The 18,072-nt window shown below is 58.6% G+C and carries 15 protein-coding genes; 9 read left to right on the forward strand and 6 right to left on the reverse strand.

Annotation, left to right across the window (positions count from 1 at the left end; translation table 11 throughout):
• The first annotated feature begins 5 nt into the window (after window positions 1–5).
• Together QMK52_RS02980 and QMK52_RS02985 are read left to right on the forward strand one after the other, a co-directional pair.
• On the forward strand, window positions 6–974 hold the full coding sequence (locus QMK52_RS02980) for an ABC transporter ATP-binding protein (RefSeq protein ID WP_005784736.1): 969 nt from the start codon (window positions 6–8) through the stop codon (window positions 972–974).
• Entirely contained in the window at window positions 974–1,945 is a 972-nt protein-coding gene (locus QMK52_RS02985) for a peptide ABC transporter ATP-binding protein (RefSeq protein ID WP_005784734.1), read from the forward strand. The genes QMK52_RS02980 and QMK52_RS02985 overlap by 1 nt, the downstream gene beginning before the upstream one ends.
• A 367-nt stretch (window positions 1,946–2,312) precedes the next feature.
• Here the strand turns inward: QMK52_RS02985 and QMK52_RS02990 are convergent, their stop codons facing one another.
• Window positions 2,313–2,753 carry a hypothetical protein gene (locus QMK52_RS02990; RefSeq protein WP_157264113.1) on the reverse strand — a complete coding sequence of 147 codons (441 nt, stop codon included), beginning with the start codon at window positions 2,751–2,753 and terminating at the stop codon, window positions 2,313–2,315.
• Window positions 2,754–3,193: 440 nt separating this feature from the next.
• Between QMK52_RS02990 and QMK52_RS02995 the strand changes: the two genes are divergently transcribed.
• The gene (locus QMK52_RS02995) at window positions 3,194–5,452 is read left to right on the forward strand and encodes a TonB-dependent siderophore receptor (protein WP_005784732.1); all 2,259 of its coding nucleotides are present in this window, start codon (window positions 3,194–3,196) and stop codon (window positions 5,450–5,452) included.
• A 77-nt stretch (window positions 5,453–5,529) separates the two neighbouring features.
• Here QMK52_RS02995 and QMK52_RS03000 read toward each other — a convergent pair whose 3' ends face one another.
• From QMK52_RS03000 to QMK52_RS03010, 3 genes are all read right to left on the reverse strand, one after another.
• Window positions 5,530–5,769, reverse strand: coding sequence for a hypothetical protein (locus tag QMK52_RS03000; RefSeq protein WP_005784730.1), 240 nt, complete (start codon window positions 5,767–5,769; stop codon window positions 5,530–5,532).
• Window positions 5,770–5,945: 176 nt separating this feature from the next.
• Window positions 5,946–6,758: a hypothetical protein gene (locus QMK52_RS03005; protein WP_005784728.1), complete on the reverse strand. Its 813-nt coding sequence runs from the start codon at window positions 6,756–6,758 to the stop codon at window positions 5,946–5,948.
• A 249-nt stretch (window positions 6,759–7,007) separates the two neighbouring features.
• A complete protein-coding gene (locus tag QMK52_RS03010) occupies window positions 7,008–8,591 on the reverse strand; it encodes a peptide chain release factor 3 (RefSeq protein WP_005784726.1) in 1,584 nt (527 codons plus the stop codon).
• A 332-nt stretch (window positions 8,592–8,923) separates the two neighbouring features.
• On the opposite strand from QMK52_RS03010, the gene QMK52_RS03015 reads away from it, so the two are divergent.
• The 5 genes from QMK52_RS03015 (at window position 8,924) to QMK52_RS03035 (ending at window position 13,981) form a co-directional block, all read left to right on the forward strand.
• Window positions 8,924–9,640, forward strand: coding sequence for an ABC transporter permease (locus tag QMK52_RS03015; protein WP_005784724.1), 717 nt, complete (start codon window positions 8,924–8,926; stop codon window positions 9,638–9,640).
• A gap of 19 nt (window positions 9,641–9,659) precedes the next feature.
• Window positions 9,660–10,553, forward strand: a complete 894-nt coding sequence (locus QMK52_RS03020; RefSeq protein ID WP_194440122.1) for a glycine betaine ABC transporter substrate-binding protein — start codon at window positions 9,660–9,662, stop codon at window positions 10,551–10,553.
• A 12-nt stretch (window positions 10,554–10,565) separates the two neighbouring features.
• Window positions 10,566–11,219: an ABC transporter permease gene (locus tag QMK52_RS03025; RefSeq protein ID WP_005784720.1), complete on the forward strand. Its 654-nt coding sequence runs from the start codon at window positions 10,566–10,568 to the stop codon at window positions 11,217–11,219.
• Window positions 11,216–12,373: a betaine/proline/choline family ABC transporter ATP-binding protein gene (locus QMK52_RS03030; protein ID WP_005784718.1), complete on the forward strand. Its 1,158-nt coding sequence runs from the start codon at window positions 11,216–11,218 to the stop codon at window positions 12,371–12,373. Before QMK52_RS03025 ends, QMK52_RS03030 begins: the two co-directional genes overlap by 4 nt.
• A gap of 444 nt (window positions 12,374–12,817) precedes the next feature.
• Complete coding sequence (locus QMK52_RS03035) at window positions 12,818–13,981, forward strand: type III PLP-dependent enzyme (RefSeq protein ID WP_005784717.1); 1,164 nt, start codon at window positions 12,818–12,820, stop codon at window positions 13,979–13,981.
• Window positions 13,982–14,029: 48 nt separating this feature from the next.
• On the opposite strand, the gene QMK52_RS03040 is transcribed toward QMK52_RS03035, so the two are convergent.
• Window positions 14,030–14,779, reverse strand: a complete 750-nt coding sequence (locus QMK52_RS03040) for a tetratricopeptide repeat protein (protein WP_005784715.1) — start codon at window positions 14,777–14,779, stop codon at window positions 14,030–14,032.
• 1 nt (window position 14,780) lies between these two features.
• Window positions 14,781–15,461: a Fe2+-dependent dioxygenase gene (locus QMK52_RS03045; protein WP_194440121.1), complete on the reverse strand. Its 681-nt coding sequence runs from the start codon at window positions 15,459–15,461 to the stop codon at window positions 14,781–14,783.
• 205 nt (window positions 15,462–15,666) lie between these two features.
• Between QMK52_RS03045 and QMK52_RS03050 the strand changes: the two genes are divergently transcribed.
• Window positions 15,667–17,952 carry a TonB-dependent receptor gene (locus QMK52_RS03050; RefSeq protein ID WP_005784711.1) on the forward strand — a complete coding sequence of 762 codons (2,286 nt, stop codon included), beginning with the start codon at window positions 15,667–15,669 and terminating at the stop codon, window positions 17,950–17,952.
• Window positions 17,953–18,072 lie beyond the last annotated feature (120 nt).

Genomic DNA, 18,072 nt, shown 5'->3' on the forward strand with positions numbered 1-18,072 from the left:
TTCCCATGTCACTGTTAGAAATCAAGAATCTCAACGTCCGCTTCGGCGACAAGACCGCCGTACCGGTGGTCGATGGCCTAGACATTTCCGTCGACAAAGGCGAAGTACTGGCGATCGTTGGCGAGTCGGGCTCGGGTAAATCCGTGACCATGATGGCGCTGATGGGCCTGATCGAGCATCCCGGCATCGTTACCGCCGATGCGCTGAACTTCGACGGCAAGGACATGCTCAAGCTGAGCAACCGCCAGCGCCGCCAGATCGTCGGCAAAGACCTGGCGATGGTGTTCCAGGACCCGATGACCGCGCTGAACCCCAGCTACACCGTGGGTTTCCAGATCGAAGAAGTGCTGCGCCTGCATTTGAAAATGTCCGGCAAGCAAGCGCGCAAGCGTGCGATCGAGCTGCTGGAAAAAGTCGAAATCCCAGGCGCCGCCAGCCGCATGGACGCCTACCCGCACCAATTGTCTGGCGGTATGAGCCAGCGTGTTGCAATCGCCATGGCAATTGCCGGCGAGCCCAAACTGCTGATCGCCGATGAGCCGACCACTGCGCTGGACGTGACCATCCAGGCGCAGATCATGGAGCTGCTGCTGGCGCTGCAAAAAGAACAGAACATGGGCCTGGTGCTGATCACTCACGACCTCGCGGTGGTGGCTGAAACTGCCCAGCGCGTGTGCGTGATGTACGCAGGCCAAGCGGTGGAAGTCGGCCAGGTGCCGCAACTGTTCGACATCCCGGCGCACCCGTACAGCGAAGCGTTGCTCAAGGCGATTCCCGAGCACAGCCTCGGCGCCACGCGCCTGGCCACGCTGCCGGGCATCGTTCCCGGCCGCTATGACCGTCCGCAGGGCTGCTTGCTGTCACCGCGCTGCCCGTATGTGCAGGACTCCTGCCGCGCCCAGCGTCCAAGCCTTGACCCGAAAAGCAACAGCCTCGCCCGCTGCTTCTACCCGCTGAACCAGGAGGTGGCGTAATGGCCGTCGTACTTACCGCCCGCGACCTCACCCGTCACTATGAAGTGTCCCGTGGCCTGTTCAAGGGCCACGCCACCGTGCGTGCTCTCAATGGCGTGTCCTTTGAGCTGGAAGCCGGCAAGACCCTCGCGGTGGTGGGCGAGTCGGGTTGCGGCAAATCCACCCTGGCCCGTGCCCTCACGCTGATTGAAGAGCCGTCTTCGGGCTCGTTGAAAATCGCCGGCCAGGAAGTGGCCGGTGCCGACAAGGCCCAGCGCAAGCAATTGCGTAAAGACGTGCAGATGGTGTTCCAAAGCCCGTATGCGTCGTTGAACCCACGCCAGAAAGTCGGTGATCAACTGGCGGAGCCGTTGCTGATCAACACCAACCTGTCCGCCGCCGAGCGCCGCGAAAAAGTCCAGGCGATGATGAAGCAAGTGGGCCTGCGCCCTGAGCATTATCAGCGCTACCCGCACATGTTCTCCGGTGGTCAGCGCCAACGTATCGCACTGGCCAGGGCGATGATGCTGCAACCCAAAGTGTTGGTGGCGGACGAACCGACCTCGGCGCTGGACGTGTCGATCCAGGCCCAGGTGCTCAACCTGTTCATGGATTTGCAGCAGGAATTCAACACCGCCTACGTGTTCATCTCCCACAACCTGGCGGTGGTGCAACATGTTGCCGACGATGTGATGGTGATGTACCTCGGCCGCCCGGTGGAAGTAGGCCCCAAGGAAGACATCTACGCCCGCCCGCTGCACCCTTACACCCAGGCGCTGCTGTCGGCCACCCCGACCATTCACCCGGACCCGAACAAGCCGAAGATCAAGATCGTTGGCGAACTGCCCAACCCGCTGAACCCGCCACCTGGCTGCGCATTCCACAAGCGCTGCCCGTATGCGACCGAGCGATGCAGCAGCGAAGAGCCGCTGTTGCGACCATTGGATAATCGGCAGGTGGCTTGCCACTATGCGGAGCAATTCGTGGCCTGAAGCAACACTGTTCCCCTCTGTGGGAGCAGGCTTGCTCCCAATGGGCACGTGATATCGAGTTCTACCGCCCTTCCCGCCAGATTGCGCATCAGTCTGGCCGGAGGGGCTTTATTTTCGCGCAAACCCAGTGTGGCTCATCCGGGCAATTAAATACTGCTTTTTTTTAACACACTTATTTAGCGCATTATTTTTATTAGCCCATCACAAACGAAACAACGCCTTGAAAGCTTCACTCTCTTTATAGTTTCCGCCTCACTATTGAGACGCCATGACCTTAACTACGCCAACGCTCAGCACAGCACGGCACGGCACGGCACGGCACAGCACAGCAACTTAAACGCTATGTCGCACTCACCACAGAAACAGATTATGCCGACAGTCTAAGATACCCCTTTACTGTCCAACTGTTGGTTCCTTGTCTCGTAATAAAGTCAAAAGCAATCACAGCTTTTTTCCTCGAATTACTAAACATCCCACTTATCCTTCCGGAGACAGTCTCCAATGCAACCCCCCTCGAGTCAAACCCGGCAGACACCTCGGGGCTAACAGGCACGTCAAAGTCCGCAAAATCCAAGCGTTTCATAAAAATGATATGTACACCTGTTGCGTATTGACCCGTACTTGTATCGCGACCGACAAAAACAGCATACGGGTCACTCTCCGAACCAAAATACGCAAATTTATAACGAGGGTCTACGTAAGTACCATTATGACCGGTATATATGAATTCGCCTGTGGCATTACGCAAAAAACTTTCCATATCCTTAATCTCTGACATTACCTTATCTCCACCTTCCAGACGGATCAAATGCCGTCCTTGATTTGAAAGTAGGAGGCCTCTACCCAGACGTCAACTGTCAGACTCAACAGTTGACAATCGGCGCCCCCGGTGAAGTTTCACCACGTGAGTGCATTACGCATTCAACATCCTGTTAACACTGCTGTTGATCCAGACTCAGGCATGCGCATCGGTCTTGTCGGGGGGATTTTTCGTTTTTGCGCGGGACAGCGTATCTCAAGCGTATGGCTTTTTAACAAAACACACAGGGAAGAGTCCGCAGCCCTCCGCTCCTGCCCATGAGGGCCTTAAGCCAGAGCCATTTCGAAGTGTATAGATTGTAAATGCAATTTACTTTTGTTTGATAATCAATATCATTTGAGCACCAAGAGAGCGCTGGATGCTGACCCCAAACAAACGCAATTCAGACGCATCTCGTTCAATCGCCCCTCCTAAAGGACTTTGTGGATATGTCGTCTCACTTCAGGCTCAGCCATCTCTCGCTGGCGTTTATCGCTACCCTTTCGTCCCCCGCGCTGCTGGCGGAGGGTATGGAGAAAGAACGCGATAAAGTGCCAATCGAAGCGACAGACCTGCCTGTAGATGGCACGCCCCAGGCCTTGGTGCTGGGCGAGACGCGCGTGCTGGGCACCGCTGCCGAAGAACTCAAGCAAGCACCCGGCGTGTCGATCATCACCGCCGAGGACATCAAGAAACGCCCGCCCAGCAACGACCTGTCGGAGATCATCCGCCGCGAGCCAGGCGTCAATCTGACCGGCAACAGTTCCAGCGGCAGCCGCGGTAATAACCGTCAGATCGACCTGCGCGGCATGGGCCCGGAAAACACCCTGATCCTGATCGATGGCAAACCCTCCACCTCACGCAACGCCGTGCGTTATGGCTGGAGCGGTGACCGTGATACCCGTGGCGAAACCAACTGGGTGCCGGCCGAAGAAGTCGAGCGCATTGAAATCCTGCGCGGCCCGGCCGCCGCTCGTTATGGCTCCGGGGCCATGGGCGGGGTGATCAACATCATCACCAAACGCCCGACCGACCAATTGCACGGTTCGCTGACCGCCTACACCGCCTTCCCCGAAAATGACGCCGAAGGCGCAAGCAAACGTACCAACTTCAACCTCAGCGGCCCGCTGACCGACAGTCTCGCATTCCGTGTCTATGGCGGACTGAACAAGACCGACGCGGATGACGCCGACATCAACCGCGCAGCTCAAGCGACGCCTGATTCTTTGGTCGCTGGCCGCGAGGGCGTGCGCAATAAAGACGTCAATGGCTTGCTGAGCTGGCAATTCACCCCCGAGCAAACCCTCGACCTGGAAGCCAGCTATAGCCGCCAGGGCAATATTTTCGCCGGCGATACCATGCTCAACGGCGGTGGCGCATTCGTTGAAAGCCTGGTGGGCAAGGAAACCAGCGTGATTCAACGCAGCAGCTTCTCGGCCACGCACCGCGGCGAATTTGACTGGGGCTCGACCCTGGCCTCGCTGACCCACGACCTGACCCGCAATGAGCGTCTCAACGAAGGCCTGGCCGGATCCGGCGAGGGCGCGCCTTCGGCCAGCGCCGGGCGTTTCGAATCACGCCTGCGTAACACCCGGGCCACTGCCGAGGTCAACCTGCCCCTGAGCTTGGGTGCCGAACAGGTACTGACCCTGGGCAGCGAATACCTCTACGAGTCGATGAACGATCCAGGTTCGTTGCGCCCGCAAACTTATGACCCGGGCACCGGCGGCGTCCCCGCCATCCCCGGCGTCAGCCGCAACAGCACCAAGACCACCGCATCGAGCTATGCCTTGTTTGCCGAGGACAACATCGAACTGGGCAGCAAGACCATCATCACCCCTGGCCTGCGCTACGACGACCATGAAGAATTCGGCGGCAACTGGAGCCCCAGCTTCAACGCCTCGCACCAGTTGACCGATGAACTGAGCCTCAAGGGCGGTATCGCCCGCGCGTACAAGACCCCAAACTTGTATCAGTCCAACCCGAACTACCTGCTGTACAGCCGTGGCAATGGCTGCAATGCCAGCGAAGCGAATATGGGCGGTTGTTACCTGGTGGGTAATCGCGACCTGAAGCCGGAAATCAGCGTCAACAAGGAAATCGGCCTCGCCTTCGACAAGGGCACCTGGCGCACCAGCGCGACGTACTTCCGTAATGACTACAAGAACAAGATCAATGCCAGTAACGAGGCGGCGTTCCGCCTGGGCAATGGTCGCCGCGTGCTGGAGTGGGAAAACAGCGGGCCCGCCCTGGTCCAGGGGGTTGAAGGCAACCTGTTCGTAAGCCTGCGCAGCGATCTGGACTGGAACACCAACCTGACCTACATGATCGACTCCAAGGACAAGGACACCGGCGAGCCGTTGAGCATCATCCCCAAGTACACCGTCAACACCACGCTGGACTGGCAAGCCACCGACAAGCTGTCCTTCCAGGTCAGCGGCACCTACTACGGCAAGCAAGAAGCGCCGACACTCAACTCACGCAGCGCCAACAGCTATGACCGCAGCGCCCAGCAGGATGTCGACCCGTATGGGCTGATGGGACTGAGCAGTGGTTATGAGTTCAGCAAAAACTTGAGCGTGCGTGTCGGTATCAACAACCTGCTGGACAAGCGCCTGTCGCGCAAAGGCAATGCCGAGGATGCCGGTGCACAGACCTATAACGAGCCGGGCCGGGCTTACTTTGCGTCGGTAACAACGTCGTTCTGATCGCAATACGCGACCAATAAAAATGCCTTGGAGAACGTCTCCAAGGCATTGCTTGAGGCGCTTTCTTGTGAGCTGACCTAAGTCTGGCTATCGCCGTCCTCCGCGTCGTCAGTGGTGGAGTCGTCGTCGCCCTCGCTGCCGCCCTGGCCTTGATCGCCTGGTTCGGCTTCAGACTTGGCTAACTGCAAGTCCATGCTCTTACCACTCTGCTCCATCGCCGCGCTCTGCACCGGGTTATGCGCCCAGGCCGTCGACATCCCCAACGACAACAGCACCAGTACCTTCATCAACAGCACGATTCGCTGAAAAATACTCATGATCGATTCCCTCCACTCAGTAGGATCCCGCAAGGCAGCGGTCTACCGCCGCCAGTGTTTACGCTAGTCCCGACCCCACGTTTTCGCCAGGCATCAAGTTCGTCGTCGTCGAACCTGGCACTGTCGTGCCCTTTGTTATATGGGGTCTGAGCGTCCTCCTTTGGCGCCGGCTGGGCCTATGGAGCCTTACGGGAAAAACCGGTGAGTTCAGCACTTCCCGAAATGTTGACCTGCTCTCCTCCTATCCTATCCATGGCCGTCAACTGGTAGTCGAACTTTATATAAGCGCGCCCCGCCAGGGAGAACGACTTTATAACCAGCGTCCCTTCCGTCGCCGGCCAGCTGGCATGCGCTTCGCCAGGGTTGTACCACGCATAGACTTTATTGCCCTCTGCTATATCGTAGCTGCGCTCTTCGATATTGAAAAAGTCTAAATAGAAAAACACGCCGCGCCGAGCATCTTTGCTGCTCTCCCCACCGAAAGTAAAATCGGAGCCTTCAGAAAAGAAATACAACGTATCTGCGCTGAAACTTGGGCCGTCTTTAACATACGCGTTAAACGTTCCGGTGGTAGCCAACGCTGCAACAGTTCTCAGTGTTGCCGCGCCATCGAATACGAGCACTGTATCATCACCCTGAAATTGCTTCGCATTAAAGTGAAACGTAAAATCCACTCGAGGATTTTCAGGGAAAGAAATTTCTTTAATTTCCAACTCTCCGGCTTCGTCCTGCAGCGCTACCCACGAATAGCCTGCTCCGGCGTTATACCAAACTGAAATTTTACTTTGTTCAGAAATCTTATGAATGCCGGGTTTAATATTTTTATCACCAAATGAAAAATAAAGACTTCGGCCGTCCTCAGAAAATCCCGCCACTACAAAATTTTGCACATCAGATATAAATGAATACTCCACAGCTTTAAAACCATCCTGCCCACCAATACGTGCAGTTAACTCCCCTTCTATATCCGCCTTCGCTTGCCTGATCATGTCAACACCCTCTTTGCATAAAACCAATCAACGTATATGACTGAGCCTACGGTGTTTTATAGCCTGACAAGCAACATCCCACCACTGTCATTTCTGACAGTAAATCGATAAACCTCTGAAAACACATACAGGGGATGGGCCGGTTGGAGAGAGCAACTTAGGGGCGAGCCCTGGAAACTTTCAACTCATCTCATTGATTAAAAAAGGGCGAAGCCATTGCAGCTTCGCCCTCTCTCAAACGCTCAGACCTTAGTGGTGCTCGCGGGTTGCGCGGAATTTCACATCCGGCCAGCGCTCTTCCATCAGCGCCAGGTTGACCCGGGTCGGGGCCAGGTAGGTCAGGTGACCGCCGCCGTCGACCGCGAGGTTTTCCACAGCCTTGTTGGAAAATTCCTCTAGCTTCTTTTTGTCGCTGCACTCGATCCAACGTGCGGAATACACCGTGATCGGCTCGTAGGAGCATTCGACCTTGTATTCCTCTTTCAAGCGGCTGGCCACCACGTCGAACTGCAGTACACCGACGGCGCCGAGGATGATGTCGTTGCTGCGCTCAGGGAAGAACACCTGGGTGGCGCCCTCTTCCGCCAATTGCTGCAAACCTTGGCGCAGTTGCTTGGACTTGAGTGGGTCGCGCAGGCGCACGCGGCGGAACAGTTCCGGGGCGAAGTGCGGGATACCGGTAAAGCCCAGCGCTTCGCCTTCGGTGAAGGTGTCACCGATCTGGATGGTGCCGTGGTTGTGCAGGCCGATGATGTCGCCGGCGTAAGCTTCTTCGAGCTGTTCACGCTCGGAGGAGAAGAACGTCAGGGCGTCGCCGATGCGCACGTCCTTACCGGTACGCACGTGGCGCATCTTCATGCCTTTTTCGTATTTGCCGGAGCAGATACGCATGAAGGCGATACGGTCGCGGTGCTTGGGGTCCATGTTCGCCTGGATCTTGAACACAAAGCCGGTGAATTTCTCTTCAACCGGTTCCACGGTGCGCTCGTTGGCGACACGCGCCAGCGGGCGCGGTGCCCAGTCCACTACCGCGTCGAGCACGTGGTCGACGCCGAAGTTGCCCAAGGCGGTACCGAAGAACACCGGGGTCAACTGGCCGTCGAGGAATTCCTGCTGGTTGAATTCGTGGCAGGCGCCCTGCACCAGTTCCAGTTGGTCGACAAAACGGTCGTACTCGTCACCCAGATGGGCGCGGGCTTCGTCCGAGTCGAGCTTTTCAATGATCTTGGTTTCGGTACGTTCGTGACCATGGCCGGCGGTGTAGACAATGATGTAGTCGTCGGCCAGGTGGTACACGCCCTTGAAGTCGCGGTAGCAACCAATCGGCCAGGTAATCGGCGCGGCCTTGATCTTCAGGACGGCTTCGATTTCATCCAGCAACTCGATCGGGTCGCGGATATCACGGTCGAGTTTGTTGATGAAGCTGACGATCGGCGTGTCACGCAGGCGGCAAACGTCCATCAGCGCAATGGTGCGTGGCTCAACGCCCTTACCGCCGTCGAGGACCATCAATGCCGAGTCCACCGCCGTCAGGGTGCGGTAGGTATCTTCGGAGAAGTCTTCGTGGCCCGGGGTGTCGAGCAGGTTGACCATGTGGTCGCGATACGGGAACTGCATGACCGACGTGGTAATGGAAATACCCCGTTGTTTTTCCATTTCCATCCAGTCGGAGGTGGCATGGCGGTCGGATTTGCGCGATTTCACCGTGCCGGCTACCGCGATCGCCTTGCCCATCAGCAACAGCTTTTCGGTGATGGTGGTTTTACCGGCATCGGGGTGGGAAATAATGGCGAAAGTGCGGCGTTTCGCGACTTCGGCGGCCTGGTGGGTCATGGGAAATCGCCTGGCAGGTGAGTCAAAAAAGGGCGGCGAGTATAGCGCAAACGCGAGGGTACAGACCACCGTTGAGCCCATTGGGGGTGGCTAAATGCGCCCAAGTGTGGAACCTTTTAAAAGGTCGAGACGTCCACTCCCCTGCTACCGCACTCGGAACAGGGGCTGAAATATCAGCAAGTTAGCCTGACGAGGCTGCGCTCATGGCTTGATCGCATACTGCATTGCCAGTATCGGCGAGCTGCTTTTCGCGAACCTATTCGCCGACAGCCAGGAATGGCATTGCCGCCGGAGAATGTGTTCGCCGACAAAAGAAAAAAAGGAGTCCGCCTGTGGCTATTCGCTATGGCAAAGGGCTGATAGGAGGCGCGGTTGTCGTCGCGCTCCTGGCCCTGCTGGTCCACTGGATCGGCATCAACACGATCGAACTGTACCGCGACGATTTGTTGTTTTACCTGCAAGCTCACCTGATTCTTGTCCTAGTCTCCATGCTGGCAGCCCTGATTGTGGGCGTCCCCGCTGGTATCCTGCTCAGCCGACCCAACATGGTCGGGCGTGCAGAACGTTTCATGCAGATCTTCAACATCGGCAACACCGTCCCTCCCCTGGCCGTACTGGCCATCGCCCTCGGCGTCCTCGGCATCGGCAGCGGCCCGGCCATCTTCGCGCTGTTTCTCGCCTCCCTCCTGCCCATCGTGCGTAACACCTACGAAGGCTTGAAAAACGTCCAGGGTTCCCTCAAGGAAGCCGCCACCGGCATCGGCATGACGCCGCGCCAGGTGCTGTTTCGCGTGGAACTGCCCAACGCCGTGCCGATCATCATCGGCGGTGTACGTGTGGCCCTGGCGATCAACGTCGGCACCGCGCCGCTGGCGTTCCTGATTGGCGCCAACAGCCTCGGCAGCCTGATCTTCCCCGGCATCGCCCTGAACAACCAGCCGCAACTGTTGCTCGGCGCCGCGTGCACCGCGCTGCTGGCACTGCTGCTTGACGGCCTGGTGACCATGGCCAGCCGCCTCTGGCTGGAACGCGGGTTGCGCCCGTCTTAACGCCAGGAAAGGAATCGACATGAAAAAACTAAGCTTGATATTAGGCTGCGTCCTGCTGTTTGCAGGTATTGCGCAAGCCGCTGAAAAACCGCTGATTCGCATTGGCGCCCGGGTGTTTACCGAGCAGACCCTGCTCGCCGAAATCACCTCCCAGTACCTGCGCACCAAGGGCTACGACGCCCGTGTGACGGGTGGCCTGGGCAGCAACCTGGCACGCAGCGCCCAGGAAAGCGGGCAACTGGATCTGATCTGGGAATACACCGGCGTATCGCTGGTGGCCTATAACCACATCGACGAGAAGCTCGACAGCGAACAGTCATACGCCCGGGTCAAGGAACTCGATGCGAAAAAAGGCCTGGTCTGGCTATCGCCATCGCGTTTCAGCAACACCTACGCACTGGCGCTGCCGGAGAAAGTTGCTGAGGAACATCCCGAGATCAACAGCATCAGCGACCTCACCAAAGCCATGGCCGAAGACACCAAGGAACACCGCCTGGTCGCGCTGGACACCGAGTTCGCCAACCGCTCCGATGGCCTGGCGGGCATGGTCAAGCTGTACGACATGAACCTGACGCGCAAGAACACCCGGCAAATGGACGCAGGCCTGGTCTACACCGCGTTGCGCAATGGCCAAGTGTTCGCCGGCTTGGTCTACACCACTGACGGGCGCCTCAATGCCTTTAAATTGAAGCTGCTGGAAGACGACAAACATTACTTCCCCGACTACACCGCAGCCCCGGTGATCCGCCAGGAATACCTCGACAAGCACCCGCAGCTGGCCGCAGAGCTCAAGCCTTTGGCCAATCTGTTCGACGACGAAACCATGCGCCAGCTCAATGCACGGGTCGACGTCGACCATGAAAGCCCCTCCGCCGTTGCCGCCGATTTCCTGCGCCAACATCCAATCAACTAAAAAGGAGAAGACATGGAATTTTTGAACGCCTTTTCCCATCTTGATTGGGCCCAAGTCCTGCACCTGACCTGGCAGCACATCACCCTGGTCGGCATCGCCGTGATTCTCGCGATCTTTATCGGCGTGCCCCTGGGTATTCTGATGACGCGCTTCCCAACCCTCGCAGGTCCCTTGCAAGCCAGCGCCACGGTATTGCTGACCGTGCCATCCATTGCACTGTTCGGGCTGCTGTTGCCGTTCTACTCCAAGTTCGGCCAGGGCCTGGGGCCGATGCCGGCGATCACCGCCGTGTTCCTGTACTCCCTGCTGCCAATCATGCGTAACACCTACCTGGCCCTCACTGGCGTTGAACCAGGCATTCGCGAGGCCGCCAAAGGCATCGGCATGACCTTCGGCCAGCGCCTGCGCATGGTCGAACTGCCGATTGCCGTGCCGGTGATCCTCGCCGGTGTGCGCACCGCCGTGGTGATGAACATTGGTGTGATGACCATCGCCGCCACCATCGGTGCCGGTGGTCTGGGTGTACTTATTCTGGCTTCCATCAGCCGCAGCGATATGTCGATGCTGATTGTCGGCGCCGTGCTGGTCAGTCTCCTGGCCATCTTCGCCGACCTGCTTCTGCAATGGCTGCAACGCTCGCTGACTCCAAAAGGATTGCTCAAATGATCGAACTTCAAAACCTGTCCAAGACTTTTCAAAGCAACGGCAAGACTGTCACCGCCGTCAACGATGTAAGCCTGACCGTCAACGAAGGCGAAATTTGCGTATTCCTGGGGCCCTCGGGCTGCGGCAAGAGCACCACGCTGAAGATGATCAACCGCCTGATCAAGCCCTCCTCGGGCAAGATCCTGATCAACGGTGAAGACACCACTGACCTGGACGAAGTGACCCTGCGTCGCAACATCGGCTACGTGATCCAGCAGATCGGCCTGTTTCCCAACATGACCATCGAGGAAAACATCGTGGTCGTGCCCAAGCTGCTCGGTTGGGACAAGCAAAAATGCCACGATCGCGCCCGCGAACTGATGAGCATGATCAAGCTGGAACCCAAGCAGTACCTGCATCGCTACCCGCGTGAGCTGTCCGGTGGCCAGCAACAGCGTATCGGCGTGATCCGTGCGCTGGCGGCCGATGCGCCGCTGTTGCTGATGGATGAGCCGTTCGGCGCGGTCGACCCGATCAACCGCGAGATGATCCAGAACGAGTTCTTCGAGATGCAGCGCGCGCTGAACAAGACCGTGATCATGGTCAGCCACGACATCGACGAAGCCATCAAGCTGGGGGACAAGATCGCCATCTTCCGTGCCGGCAAGCTGTTGCAGATCGACCACCCGGACACGCTGCTGGCGCACCCGGCCGACGAGTTCGTGAGCAACTTCGTGGGTCAGGACAGCACGCTCAAGCGCCTGCTGCTGGTGAAGGCCGAAGACGCGGCGGACAACGCTCCGTCGGTGAGCCCGGAAACGCCGGTGGCCGATGCGCTGGAGCTGATGGACGAGCACGACCGCCGCTATGTGGTGGTCACCTGTGCCGAGAACAAGGCACTGGGGTATGTGCGCCGTCGCGATTTGCACCGTCAGACCGGTACCTGCGGCCAGTACCTGCGCGAGTTCAACGCCACGGCTGCCTACGACGAGCATTTGCGCATCCTGCTGTCGCGCATGTACGAGTTCAACCGCTCGTGGTTGCCGGTGATGGATGCCGAGCGGGTGTTCCTGGGTGAAGTGACTCAGGAGTCGATTGCCGAGTACCTGAGCTCCGGTAAGTCCCGTGGGGGCAAGACCAGTATTGTTTCGCCTGCCGAGACTGCGCTGGCCTGATCCGCCGCTAACGCAGGCAAGCCAGCTCCCACCGTTGAACTGCATTTATCTGTTGGAATGCATTCCCCTGTGGGAGCTGGCTTGCCTGCGATGAATACACCGCAAATTCATCTGATTCGCCCCATCCGGGGAACATCAATCCGTCACACCGGTCGGTTACATAAGTAGCTGGACTGGGTCCCGCGACGAACGCGTGCAAAAACGCGACATTTTTAGTTGATCCCACGCCCATCAAGCCCTAAAGTTCGCGCCGAACGTCCATGCTGGAAACGATCCATCCGGCTCAAGTACTGACGACGAGACAGCAAGGCCAAGGGAAGCTTAACCCATGGCCTTTTTGCTTTCGGCGACATGCCTTGGGAAGTAGGCGAACCAAAGTGGGGATACGGAGGACGTTCATTTGCACCCATTGCTAATTTCAGTTTGCCCCTAGGAGTCCCCAGCATGTCGATCAACGTCGAAGATTATTTCGCGCGCGCCACCTTTGACAAAATGAAGGCGTTCGCCGACAAGCAAGAAACCCCATTCGTGGTGATCGACACCGCGATGATCAGCCAGGCCTACGATGACCTGCGCGCCGGTTTCGAATTCGCCAAAGTGTATTACGCCGTCAAGGCCAACCCGGCCGTCGAGATCATCGACCTGTTGAAAGACAAGGGTTCGAGCTTCGACATCGCCTCGATCTACGAGCTGGACAAGGTCATGGACCGCGGCGTCAGCGCCGACCGTATCAGCTACGGCAACACCATCAAGAAATCCAAGGACATCCGCTACTTCTACGAGAAGGGCGTGCGCCTGTTCTCCACCGACTCCGAAGCCGACCTGCGCAACATCGCCAAGGCCGCGCCGGGCTCGAAAGTGTATGTGCGCATCCTCACCGAAGGCTCGACCACGGCCGACTGGCCTTTGTCGCGCAAATTCGGCTGCCAGACCGACATGGCCATGGACCTGCTGATCCTCGCCCGCGACCTGGGCCTGGTGCCTTACGGCATCTCGTTCCACGTCGGCTCGCAACAGCGCGACATCAGCGTGTGGGACGCGGCGATCGCCAAGGTCAAAGTGATCTTCGAGCGCCTGAAGGAAGAAGACGGCATCGAGCTGAAGCTGATCAACATGGGCGGCGGCTTCCCGGCCAACTACATCACCCGCACCAACAGCCTGGAAACCTACGCCGAAGAAATCATCCGCTTCCTCAAGGAAGACTTCGGCGACGACCTGCCGGAAATCATCCTGGAGCCAGGCCGTTCGCTGATCGCCAACGCCGGTATCCTGGTGAGCGAAGTGGTGCTGGTGGCCCGTAAGTCGCGTACCGCCGTCGAGCGTTGGGTGTACACGGATGTGGGCAAGTTCTCCGGCCTGATCGAAACCATGGACGAAGCCATCAAGTTTCCGATCTGGACCGAGAAGAAGGGCGAGATGGAAGAAGTGGTCATCGCCGGCCCAACCTGCGACAGCGCCGACATCATGTACGAGAACTACAAGTACGGCCTGCCGCTGAACCTGGCGATTGGTGATCGTTTGTACTGGCTGTCGACCGGTGCGTACACCACCAGCTACAGCGCGATTGAGTTCAATGGGTTTCCGCCGTTGAAGTCGTTCTACGTGTAAGAACGCCGCATATAAAAAACCCATGACAAGTCATGGGTTTTTTTGGCTTCAGGAAAAGGTCGCGGCACGCTGTTGATAGGCATTGGCCATGGCGCGAATCTGCGGCTCATTGGCCAGCGCCAACGCCTTGTGCGCCGTTCGCAGGAATTTGAGATTCCCATGCGCCAACGCCTTGCGCAGCCACTCCAGCGCAGCGTCGATTTGGCCTCTGTGCGCCAGCACCGCCGCATAACTGAACTGCCCCCGAAAATCCCCGGCTTCGGCGGAGCGCCGGTACCATTCAACGGCTGCCTCAAGATCCTTGGGGCAATACTGCCCATCTTCCAGATAACGCCCCAACAGATTCATCGACTTGGCGTGGCCCTGCTCTGCCGCCTGGCGATAAAGCGTCAGCGCCTGGGCCTGGTCTTGCACAACGCCACGGCCGGTCGCCAGCAGGTTGGCATAGTTGTACTGGCCCCAATCCAGGCCGGCCTCTGCTGCCAGCCGGTATTGCCGCGCAGCTGCCGCTTCATCGACGGCGCAACCCCAACCATGCTCCAGGCAACGCCCGGCCATATTGCGCGCCATCACGTGCCCGCCCTGCGCCGCAATCTGGAACCAGCGCAGCGCCAGCGCTTCATCGCGTGCAATACCGCGCCCTTCCAGCAGGATCTGCCCGAGCAACGCCTGGGCATCGACCACGCCTTCCTTGGCTGCGATCAGGATCGCCTGGGCAGCGCGCACCGGGGAATCATCAAGCATGGACTGCAATTGCTCGACGTTGAGCACTTCCTGGCGACGCAATAAAAAGCCCATTTCAGACCTCGACCCAACGGCGCAGCAGGTTGTGATAGGTGCCGGTGAGCTGGATCAGCGCCGGGTGCTCGGGCACGTCACGGGTCAGTTGCTGGATGGCGCCGTCCATTTCGAACAGCAAGGTGCGCTGGCTGTCTTCGCGCACCAGGCTTTGAGTCCAGAAGAATGAGGCATAGCGTGCACCGCGGGTCACGGCGTTGACCTTGTGCAGGCTGGAACCGGGGTACAGCACCATATCGCCGGCGGGGAGCTTGACCCGTTGCAGGCCGAAGGTGTCCTGGATCTCCAGTTCGCCGCCGTCGTACTCGTCGGGATCGCTGAAGAACAGCGTGGACGACAGGTCGGTGCGCACGCGCTCGTGGCTGCCTTTGGGCTGGCGCACCGCATTGTCGATATGGAAGTCAAAACTGCCACCTGCGGTATAGCAGTTGATCAGCGGCGGGAAGACTTTGTGCGGCAGCGCCGCCGACATGAACAGCGGGTTGCTCCACAACCGCTCCAGCATGGCTGCGCCGATCTCCTTGGCCAATGGGTGGCCTTCGGGCAATTGCAGGTTGTGCTTGGCTTTGGCGGACTGATGCCCGGCAGTGATTTTGCCATCGGCCCATTCGGCCTCTTCCAGGGCTTGGCGAATGCGCAGCACCTCCTCGCGAGAGAACAGGCCGGGAATGTGCAGCAACATGAGGCAATACCTGCGATCAGAGAGGCGCCAATGGTATTGATTCTTATCCGCCCTGTAAAACCCGGGGACGAACGAGAACGCAAAATCCGTAACGAAAAAGTGTAAAGAATGTAAATTCGATGCGAATAGCAATATCTCGCAATTGATACAAACTCTTGTTGGCCCTATATTCCGCGGCCTCACATCCTTGGGGAAGGGACACGTCATGTCGCGCACTACGCTAATAACAACCGCCAGTTCACCACGTATGCTGGCCTCGGCCATCGGCGTTGCCCTCAGCGCCAGCTCTGCCGCCCACCTGGCGCAGGCAGCAGAAAACACCGAGCAAAAAGGCGAGCGCAACCCTATCTCCCTCGGCGCCACCAACATTACCGGCCAGGACCAGGACAACACCTCCTATCAGGTGGAAAAAGCCTCGTCGCAGAAATACACCGCGCCGCTGGTGGACACACCGCGTTCGGTCACCGTGGTGCCGCAACAAGTACTCAAGGACACTGCCGCCACGTCGTTGCAGGACGCCTTGCGCACCGTACCGGGCATTACCTTCGGCGCCGGTGAAGGCGGCAACCCCCAAGGCGATCGCCCGTTCATTCGTGGTTTTGATGCCCAGGGCGACACTTACCTGGACGGCGTGCGCGACACCGGCGGCCAGAGCCGCGAGATCTTCGATATCGAGTCCATCGAAGTCAGCAAGGGCCCGAACTCCTCGTTCGGCGGCCGTGGTTCGGCCGGTGGTAGCCTCAACCTGGTGAGCAAAACCCCACAAGCACGGGACTTCACCAACGGCGGCTTCACCTACGGCTCCGACCAGACCCGCCGCTACGTGCTCGACGTGAACCGCCAGTTCCTCGACGACAGCGCCGCCTTCCGCCTGAACCTGATGAGCCACGAACAAAACGTGGCTGGCCGCGATGCGGTGAATTACGACCGCTGGGGTGTAGCCCCGTCGCTGACGTTTGGCCTGGGCACGCCGACCCGCGTCAACCTCAGCTATTACCATATGGAAAGCGACGACCTGCCGGATTCGGGGATTCCGTATGGCTATGGTTCCTCGACCGCCACCGCCCACGCGCACGACAAACCCAACGACGGCGGCGACAGCAACAATTTCTACGGTTTGAAAAGCCGCGACTTCCGCAAGACCCGCGCCGACATCAGCACGATCTCCATCGAGCACGACCTGAACGACAACATGACGCTGAAAAATACCCTGCGCCATGGCAGCACCGGCCAGGACTATGTGCTGACACAACCGGACGACAGCAAACTCAACGTCAACAAGTTCGGCACCGTATGGCGTCGTGCCAATAGCCGTGTTTCCACCACGACCACAACCACCAACCAGACCGACCTGTTCGGCAGCTTCCAGGCGTTGGGTTTCAAGCACAGCTACTCCACCGGCCTGGAATTCACCGGTGAAGAAACCCGTGTCAGCGGCTATACCGTCAGCCCCAACGCCAACCCGGTGTGCAACCCGGCCAAGGGCAGCCTGGGCGGCCAGTGCACCTCGCTCGGCAACCCGAACCCGGACGATGCCTGGAATGGCAGCGTTGCGCGCAACTACATGGGCACCAACACCAAGGCCACCAGCCGCGCCGCCTATGTGTTCGACACCATCGAGCTCGATCCGAAATGGCTGCTGAACGTGGGTTTGCGTTACGACACCTTCGATACCGAGGCCAACAGCAACGCCGTGGCCGGACGCTCCAAGATCAAGGACGACAGCCAGTTCTTCAACTGGCAGGCCGGCCTGGTGTGGAAGCCGCTGGAGAACGGCAGCATCTACGCGTCCTACGCGACCTCGGCCACGCCTGCCGGTGGCCTGATCGGCGAAGGCTCCGACGGCAACCCACTGTCAGCCGGTGCCGCCACCAGCGACTTGCAGCCCGAAGAAACCGTCAACTATGAACTGGGCACCAAGTGGGACCTGTTCCACGATCGCCTGTCCCTGACCGCAGCTATCTTCCGCACCGAGAAGAAAAACACCCGCATCCTGGTGGACGCTCTCACCTACCAGAACGCCGGTGAATCTCAGGTCGACGGCATCGAGTTGTCCGCCAGCGGCAAGATCACAGATCAATGGCAGTTGTTTGCGGGCTACAGCTACCTGGACAGCGAGCTGGTCAAATCCGGCCTGAACGGGCGTAACGGTGTAGTGAGTGCCGGCTCCAACAAAGGCAACCAGATGCCCAACACGCCGAAGAACTCCTTCAGCCTGTGGACCACCTACGACATCACGCCCAAGCTGACCATCGGCGGCGGTGCTTTCTATGTCGATCAGGTTTACGGCGATGTCGGCAACACCGTGTATGTACCCTCCTACACTCGCTACGACGCCATGGCCAGCTACAAGCTGACCAAGAACGTCGACCTGCAATTGAACGTGCAGAACCTGACCGACAAGACCTACTACGACAAGGCATTCTCCACGCACTTCGCCAACCAGGCGGCCGGTCGTACCGCCCTGTTGACCACCAGCTTCCACTTCTAAACGCAATTAATGCTCGACCCAAGGCCCCACGCATCGGATGCGTGGGGCTTTTGTGTGTAAAACAGAATTTTTCTCGATAACCCACGGCATAATGCGCGCCGTGACATCGATATCCAGATC

Origin of the sequence: Pseudomonas sp. P9_2, assembly GCF_034008255.1 — a bacterium.
Lineage (GTDB): Bacteria > Pseudomonadota > Gammaproteobacteria > Pseudomonadales > Pseudomonadaceae > Aquipseudomonas > Aquipseudomonas synxantha_A.

Excerpts from the sequence above, each read along its gene's own strand:
- QMK52_RS03040 (WP_005784715.1), bottom strand. The coding sequence starts at position 14,779 with ATGGGCTTTTTATTGCGTCGCCAGGAAGTGCTCAACGTCGAGCAATTG.
- QMK52_RS03025 (WP_005784720.1), top strand. The coding sequence starts at position 10,566 with ATGGAATTTTTGAACGCCTTTTCCCATCTTGATTGGGCCCAAGTCCTG.
- QMK52_RS03045 (WP_194440121.1), bottom strand. The coding sequence starts at position 15,461 with ATGTTGCTGCACATTCCCGGCCTGTTCTCTCGCGAGGAGGTGCTGCGC.
- QMK52_RS03050 (WP_005784711.1), top strand. The coding sequence starts at position 15,667 with ATGTCGCGCACTACGCTAATAACAACCGCCAGTTCACCACGTATGCTG.
- QMK52_RS03035 (WP_005784717.1), top strand. The coding sequence starts at position 12,818 with ATGTCGATCAACGTCGAAGATTATTTCGCGCGCGCCACCTTTGACAAA.
- QMK52_RS03020 (WP_194440122.1), top strand. The coding sequence starts at position 9,660 with ATGAAAAAACTAAGCTTGATATTAGGCTGCGTCCTGCTGTTTGCAGGT.
- QMK52_RS02985 (WP_005784734.1), top strand. The coding sequence starts at position 974 with ATGGCCGTCGTACTTACCGCCCGCGACCTCACCCGTCACTATGAAGTG.
- QMK52_RS02995 (WP_005784732.1), top strand. The coding sequence starts at position 3,194 with ATGTCGTCTCACTTCAGGCTCAGCCATCTCTCGCTGGCGTTTATCGCT.
- QMK52_RS03030 (WP_005784718.1), top strand. The coding sequence starts at position 11,216 with ATGATCGAACTTCAAAACCTGTCCAAGACTTTTCAAAGCAACGGCAAG.
- QMK52_RS02980 (WP_005784736.1), top strand. The coding sequence starts at position 6 with ATGTCACTGTTAGAAATCAAGAATCTCAACGTCCGCTTCGGCGACAAG.
- QMK52_RS03000 (WP_005784730.1), bottom strand. The coding sequence starts at position 5,769 with ATGAGTATTTTTCAGCGAATCGTGCTGTTGATGAAGGTACTGGTGCTG.
- QMK52_RS03005 (WP_005784728.1), bottom strand. The coding sequence starts at position 6,758 with ATGATCAGGCAAGCGAAGGCGGATATAGAAGGGGAGTTAACTGCACGT.
- QMK52_RS03010 (WP_005784726.1), bottom strand. The coding sequence starts at position 8,591 with ATGACCCACCAGGCCGCCGAAGTCGCGAAACGCCGCACTTTCGCCATT.